At 39.7% G+C, this 7,762-nt stretch carries 6 protein-coding genes; all 6 read left to right on the forward strand.

The genetic code is table 11. The features are described from left to right. Positions 1–27 precede the first annotated feature (27 nt). Positions 28–1,899, forward strand: a complete 1,872-nt coding sequence (locus BK820_RS13100) for a TonB-dependent receptor plug domain-containing protein (RefSeq protein ID WP_071321176.1) — start codon at positions 28–30, stop codon at positions 1,897–1,899. A 103-nt stretch (positions 1,900–2,002) separates the two neighbouring features. Continuing rightward, positions 2,003–2,587, forward strand: a complete 585-nt coding sequence (locus BK820_RS13105; protein ID WP_071321177.1) for a cob(I)yrinic acid a,c-diamide adenosyltransferase — start codon at positions 2,003–2,005, stop codon at positions 2,585–2,587. A 145-nt stretch (positions 2,588–2,732) separates the two neighbouring features. After that, positions 2,733–3,446, forward strand: coding sequence for a glycerophosphodiester phosphodiesterase (locus BK820_RS13110; protein WP_071321178.1), 714 nt, complete (start codon positions 2,733–2,735; stop codon positions 3,444–3,446). 516 nt (positions 3,447–3,962) lie between these two features. Further along, complete coding sequence (locus tag BK820_RS13115) at positions 3,963–5,129, forward strand: acyl-CoA desaturase (RefSeq protein WP_004816108.1); 1,167 nt, start codon at positions 3,963–3,965, stop codon at positions 5,127–5,129. A gap of 125 nt (positions 5,130–5,254) precedes the next feature. Beyond that, complete coding sequence (locus tag BK820_RS13120; RefSeq protein WP_071321179.1) at positions 5,255–6,700, forward strand: protein adenylyltransferase SelO; 1,446 nt, start codon at positions 5,255–5,257, stop codon at positions 6,698–6,700. Between the two features lie 790 nt (positions 6,701–7,490). Beyond that, a partial coding sequence (locus BK820_RS13125) for a KGG domain-containing protein (protein ID WP_249449729.1) occupies positions 7,491–7,762 on the forward strand: 272 nt, incomplete at its 3' end.

The raw sequence follows: 7,762 nt of genomic DNA on the forward strand, positions 1-7,762 counted from the left end.
GGGGAGTGAATGTATGGAGCACATATCATGACTATTCAATTTCAGCCTGCTGCTTTAGCGGGTTCGATCGCACTTGCGTTGGGTTTCACATCTTCTGTTCATGCTGCTGAACAGACTGTTGCTCAAGCAAAACTAGATACGATTGTTGTTACAGCTTCTCGTAGTGAACAAAACATTAAAGATGTACCGGCTCGTATTTCAGTGATTGATGAAAAAACCATTCAACGATCTCCTATTGCAGATTTAGGTTCTCTACTGAATAGAGAAGCATCTATTAACATTGTGCAATCAGGTGGTATTGGTCAAACGACATCTGCGTTCCTTCGTGGTACAGATTCAAAGCACCTTCTATTTTTAAAAGATGGCGTCAGTTTAAATACCGCTCTAGATGGTGGCTCTAATATTCCTTATATAGATTTAAGCGATATTGAACGTATTGAAGTCTTAAGAGGTCCTGCATCCGTTCAGTATGGTACAGATGCGATTGGTGGTGTCATCAATGTGATTTCGGCTACACCTAAGAAAACAGGTATCTCATTGACCAATGAGATAGGTGAAAATCATACCTATAAATCTATTGTTGGCGCAGATTTTGTAGATCAGTCAGGTTTATACGCTCAAATTAAAGCTCAGCGCCTTGAAAGCGGTGGAACTCCCGTTACAAATAAAGCAAAAGAAGATGCAGGATACGATCAAAAAGGTTACAGCGCAAAATTGGGTCTCGACCAAGAGAAATACAGCGCCAGCCTAAGTTTTAGTAAAAATGAGGGAACCAATGTCTATTATGGTGGTTCTCAAGACTTTCTTAACCAAGTTCTTATCGCAAAAGCAAGTACAACGCTTACAGAAAACCTTGCACTAAATGCGCAATATGCGAATTTCAAAGATGAATTACTTGGATCTAGAAGCAGCTATATGTTCAATACTGAACGTGATGAAGCTGATCTTAACCTTAATTTGAAGATTTCAGAAAGTCAAAAATTCATCTTAGGTGCAGCATTAAATCAAGCCCATATCGAGAGCTATGCTATTCAAGGAGAAAAGCAAGATTTAGATAGTATCGGATACTATGTTCAACATAATTACGATTCCAATCAGCTACATACCCAAGCAGGTTTACGCTTAGAAGATCATGACCAATTTGGTAGCCATGTAGTCGGTCAAATTGCAGGTCGATATAACCTTACTGATACAACGAGTATTTACAGCAATATTGGTACAGGCTTTAAAGCGCCAACTGGGAATCAATTATTCTATTCTGATAGTAGTGAGTGGAAAGGAACTACGTACATCACTAATGGTAATCCCAATTTAAAACCCGAAGAAAGTATTTCTTACGAAATCGGGATAGATCAAATATTAACGGATCATTTCAGTACATCTTTATCCTTATATCAAACTAAAGTTAAAAACCTAATTTCGCCTGATTATAGTTGGGACGATCTGACAAATACGTCAACAACAGACTTCATTAACACAGCCAAAGCAAAAATGACTGGTGGTGAATTCGGTCTAAAATGGCAAAAAGATGATTTATTTATGAGTACTGAATACGCTTATGTCAAAACTCAAGATGAACAAACAGGTTTAGAACTTATTCGTCGTCCCCGCCAATCGCTTTCAACAACGATTGGATTAGAAAATAATGTATATGGTTTGAGTGCGACATTAACTGCGAAATCCACATCTAAAATTTCTGCTTCAAAAAACTCGAAAGAACTGCCTGGCTATGCCACGGTTGATCTGAATGCGTATTGGAATCTCAATCCGCATCTTAAAGTCTTTACCAATATTCAGAATATCGGTGACAACAAGTTTAAGACTGCATCTTATGGTGGCGATGAATTCTATATCAACGGTGGCCGTCTCGCTTCTGCAGGCATCACCTTTAAATACTAAGCTCTAAACAGCAAAAAAACTTTAAAACAGCGCAGTTTATGGATAATGTTATGACCGACATTATCCTTTTTTATTATCTTCATTAAAAATTCAAGGAACACATATGGGCCACCGTTTAAGTAAGATCTATACCCGTACCGGCGACTCAGGCACCACAGGTCTCGGTGATGGTTCACGTGTTGCCAAAGATGATTTACGTATCACCGCTTTGGGTGATGTCGATGAGCTCAACGCAACCATTGGTGTATTACGCTCCCAGATCAGTATAAGTCCAATTGAAAATAAAGCGACTTGGGACAAATCACTTAGCCTGATCCAGCACTGGTTGTTTGATTTGGGTGGTGAGGTTTGTATTCCCGGTTTTAACTTGGTTCAACCGGTATCTATTGATTTTCTAGAAAATGATATTGACCGCATGAATGAAGCTTTGCCCATGCTGAAAGACTTTATTTTGCCAGCAGGTTCATTGTCTTGTAGCTATGCCCATCAGGCACGCGCTGTTTGCCGTCGAGCTGAGCGCAGTGTCATGTCTGTACATAGTCGTGACCAGAATATTCAGGCAACCTCACTTCAACTACTCAACCGCCTATCAGACTGGTTATTTGTAGCTTCACGTACCTTACAACGTGCTGAAGGTGGTTCTGAAGTACTATGGCAGAAAAATATCAATGAAACTATTGATCAATAAAACCACTAAAACTTATTAAACTCCACAAAAAAATCTGCGTCGACGATCTTTGCAATAAAGTTCCAAAGGCGCAGAATATCGTCATTGTTCCGTCATAATTATTCGACATCATGTATTTATCTTTATTTTTTCAGGTTATCGCAACATGCGTATAATCGGCCATCGTGGTGCGCGTGGGGAAGCACCAGAAAACACCCTCGGTGGATTTCAATATATTCAGGAAATCGGGATTCGCGCGGTTGAGTTTGACGTACGTCAACTTAAAGACAATGCCTTGATTATTATGCATGATGATAATTTTGTACGTACCACAGGCCAGCAAAAGCATCTCTATGAATGCAGCCGTGAAGAACTGTCCCCATATAATCATGCTGTACAATGGTCTGAATGGAATCAGGTTGAACCAACTCCCCTTTTAAACCAGACTTTAAATGTCATTCAGAACTTTGATCATATCGAAGTCGAAATAAAAGAAGTGGCTTCTGAAGCTGCCGCGGAACAAATCACCCTGGAATTACAGCAACAACTCCAGGGCTTTGAACATTCAGCTATTATTACCAGTTTTGATGCCAAAATTCATGCTGCACTGCAACAACAAAAATCACAGTTTAAGCGTGGTTTATTGATTGAAACTGATGTAAAACATAAAGCCATTGATCAGGCACTTGAACTGGGTTGTTGTCAGATTGGCTGGATGAATGAATTGGCCAACAAAGAAATGATTAAGGCAACTCAAACTGCCCAACTGAATATCAGTGTATGGACAGTCAACGATATTGAGCGTGCCAAAGAATTACGTGATTTAGGTGTACAAGGTTTAATCACTGATTATCCTAAACTTATGCTGCAACAACTCTAAAGATAATAAATTTTTTGTTTTCTCCACCTCTTAGATTTAAGAGGTTTTCTTTTAATTGTCAGATAGTGAAAAGCTGAGTAAACGTATTGCTATACATCTGTATCTAATCTTATTAACAGTGTACTCATTATGGAGAGCTTCCATGAAAGTACTGACTTGATGTTCATGACTGATAATACATTCTTAGAACTATTTGTTTTGAACTTATTTTTATATGACTAATACTCATACACGCATGAACTAAATAGAAATTTTCTGCTTCGTAACAGGTCAAATTCTTAATTTTAATGGTTAAAAACTGCACCTTATCACAGCTTAAAAATGTCACATTTCGTTTTAATTATTCTGTTACTCATAAGTACAATACACCTGTGCAATAAAGCTAGTGCCACCCTATTGCCCATGTTAATATGCATAAGTTCAATCCCCTATAAAGCTTAGAGGATTTGGCCTTTTAGATATACCTTCCTAGGTTCAGAAACATCTTCTTCCTAGGTTCCAGGAGTGCTGTTGGAGATGAATGCTCCCCTACCTCAAGCCCCAATTAACTGGGTCGCTGTATTTGCTTTGGTTGCATTGCCAATCGTAGCTGTCATTGCGATCCCGTTGTATGCGTATCACCATGATTTCAGTCTTGCTGCCTGGATCAGTATGTTTGTTTTACTTGGTGTTAGTAGCCTTGGTATTACAGCGGGTTACCATCGTCTTTGGGCACATCGTGCTTATGAAGCGACTTTACCACTAAAAATCATTCTGATGATCATGGGTACATTTGCTGTACAAAATAGTATTTTATACTGGGGCTCAGGTCACCGTACCCATCACCGCCATGTCGATGATGTCGAAAAAGATCCATACTCGATCAACAATGGTTTCTGGTATGCGCACCTGGGCTGGATGCTTCGTGATTATCCGGCAGCAGAACCGAACTACAAAAATGCACCTGACCTGCAGAATGACAAAGTCGTGATGTTCCAGCATAAGTACTATGTACCGCTGGTGATTGCTGTGCATGCTGCGATTCTGCTTCCTATTGGCTGGGCAGTAGGCGATGTCTGGGGTGTATTGTTACTCGGTGGTCTAGTTCGTCTGATTCTGAGCCATCACGTGACTTTCTTCATTAACTCATTGTGTCACATGTGGGGTTCACGTCCATATACCGATGAAAATACAGCACGTGATAACTTCTGGTTAGCAATTGCAACCTGGGGTGAGGGTTATCATAACTACCATCACATTTTCCAGTACGATTACCGTAATGGGGTGAAATGGTGGCAGTATGATCCAACAAAATGGTTAATCTGGACCTGCTCTAAACTGGGGCTGGCAAAAAACCTACGCCGTATTCCAAGCTTTAACATCAAGAAAGCTGAGCTGGCAATGAAGTTCAAATATGCCGAGCAAGATCTTGCCGTGTATGGTCATGATGTTAATGAAGACATTGCCAATGTCAAAAGCAAGATTGCCCTTGAATATGATGCTTTCACACAAACCCTGAATGACTGGGCCAAGCTGAAAGAAAAAGAAATTCAAGTGAAAAAGGCAGCAGTTGCTGAAAGAATCCATCAGATGGATGACAAGTTGAAGATGGAATTCCAGCTGGTGGAACAACGCCTGTCTCATCACCGTGAAACTCTGAATTTACTGGTTCGTAACCTGAAAAAAACGCCAGTATCTGAATAATTTAGATACTGTACAAATGCTCCGAATTCGGGGCATTTTTTATTTATAGCTGGTCAAAAATGATCAACAGTTTTCGTTATCATTCTTTGTTATAGTGAACTAAATATAAGTTAAATCTGATTGCTATGCACTTTAATGCCCGTTATAACACGCTCCCTTCCCGCCTCTATCATCATCAACAACCGGTTCCATTAAAAGGACCTAAAGCAGGTCATTTCAATGAGGCTTTGGCTGATCAGCTGCAGTGGTCGGAACAGGACAAAGCTGAATGGATAGAAATTTGTAGTGGTCAGAAAACTTTCGCTGAATTTGAACCCCTCGCAATGGTATATGCCGGGCATCAGTTCGGCCAATGGGCGGGACAGCTCGGTGATGGACGCGGTCTGTTGATTGCGCAAATTCTGGATAAAAATAATCAGACTATTGATCTACATTTAAAAGGTGCCGGATCTACACCATATTCCCGCATGGGCGATGGTCGTGCTGTATTACGTTCAGTTATTCGTGAATATCTTGCAGGCCATGCCCTAAACTGTTTAGGTATTGCTTCCAGTAATGCTGTTGGTTTTACCTCCTCTGCTCAAGGGATTCAGCGTGAAAAACTTGAACCTGGCGCGATGATGCTACGGACTTCCGAGTGTCATATTCGTTTTGGTCATTTTGAATGGATTAATCAGTATCAACCTGATCTTTTAAGTGAATTTGCCCAAAAATGTATTGAGTGGCATTATCCAGAATGTCTTGAAGCAGAGCAGCCGATTCTGGCATTTGCAACAAAAGTCATTCAACGTACGGCTGTGATGATTGCGAAGTGGCAACTGGTCGGCTTTGCTCATGGCGTCATGAATACCGACAACCTGAATATCACCGGCTCTACACTGGACTTTGGTCCTTATGGATTTATGGAGCGTTTCCGCCCGAACTGGATCAATAACCACTCGGATTATCAAGGGCGTTATACCTATCAACAGCAACCAAGTATTGCCCACTGGAATTTATGGCAATGGCTGAATAATCTTGTACCACTCTGCCCTACTGACTATGACAGGGAACAATGGAAGCAGGATTTAGCAGCTTGTTTAGAGCATTACGAGCCGACTTTCCTTGAGCACTATAAACTCGGTCTAAATCAAAAAATGGGCTTACCAGGTTTTCACAAAGACAGTTTTGATTGTGCCATGGCATTCCTGCGTATCTTGCAATCTGAGCAATTGGACTACACGCAAGGCTTTATCCGTTTGCAGAATAAAGAGTATGACGTCATTAAGGATGATTGCTTAGACCGTCGTGCTTTTGAAAGTTTCTTGAGCCAGTATAAAACTATTCGCGAGTTTCAAGATACCACTGAGCTGGATACGCAAATGACTAAAGCCAATCCACATTATATTTTGCGTAATCATATGGCCCAGAAAGCCATCGAGCTTGCTGAAGCAGATGACTTCTCAGAAGTAGATCGCCTGTTCAAGTTACTTGGCCAGCCATTTACCAAGCAATCAGAACTCGAACAGCCTGAAGATTTAGGCCCTTTACCAAGTGATGTCCCAGAAGTCATGGTGAGTTGTTCATCTTAATTTATTCACAACTTTCCACTAAGCTGTGGATAATATTTAAATTATCCACAGCTTTTCTTTAAATTATTCAAAGCTTATGACCTTGCACCCAATAGCATCTGAAAATCACACTCTCTCCATGAGGTCAGTTGTACCCAATCGTTCAGTGAGAGCAGTGATGTATACAGTTAAGCTGAAAATTGAATATAGAAAAATACTACGAGATATTTACCCTTATATCCGCACCGGTTAGCATATGAATAAAAAACATTAAATTATAGGATTGGAAGAGCCAAATCTCGATGCCTCTCCAATCAAAGAGTTGATAAAAAACTCTTATCAACAGATGGCTTTCAATTTATCTCGAGTGAAACAGAAAGATATTGAACTATTGAAGCAGATCAAATTATCCACCTTCTAAAAAATTATTTATTATCTCTTATATTATTATTTCTATTTTATTAATTATTTAAATTTATAACTGAGCTTATTATTTTAATAAAATAATTAACAGACTTAACCTAGTAAATTTAAATATATAGTTAGACATCTCAGAATATATACACAACTCCTATTTTTCTTCTCTCTATATTTTTTATGCGTAAAATAATGAGATTGAATTGTCGTTCTCTGTAATTGAAAAATACAGATTAACAACTAACTCTTCATTTTCTGATAATAAAAATAAAAACTGGTATTACTATTTTTAAATTCAGTCACATAATATCCCTTCTGTATTTAACTTTTAGCTCCTACCTTAGTACAGGCAAATTAACCTTTGCTGAAAAAAATAATTTAAAGGAAGGAAAACATGGCAACTCAAGATAATGATAACGATACTTCAAATCGCGGATTTGCAAGTATGGACTCCGAAAGACAACGAGAAATAGCAAGTCAAGGCGGTCGAGCTGCCCATGCCAGTGGAAATGCTCACGAATTTAGCTCTGAAGAAGCCAGAGAAGCAGGACGTGCGGCTCATCGAAGCGGTAATGCACATGAATTTACCTCAGAAGAAGCCCGTGAAGCTGGTAGCCGTAGTCATTCAGGACGCCGCAGCAGCTATGATGACGATGATGACGATCG

The organism is Acinetobacter sp. LCT-H3 (assembly GCF_001866125.1).
Classification (GTDB): domain Bacteria; phylum Pseudomonadota; class Gammaproteobacteria; order Pseudomonadales; family Moraxellaceae; genus Acinetobacter; species Acinetobacter schindleri.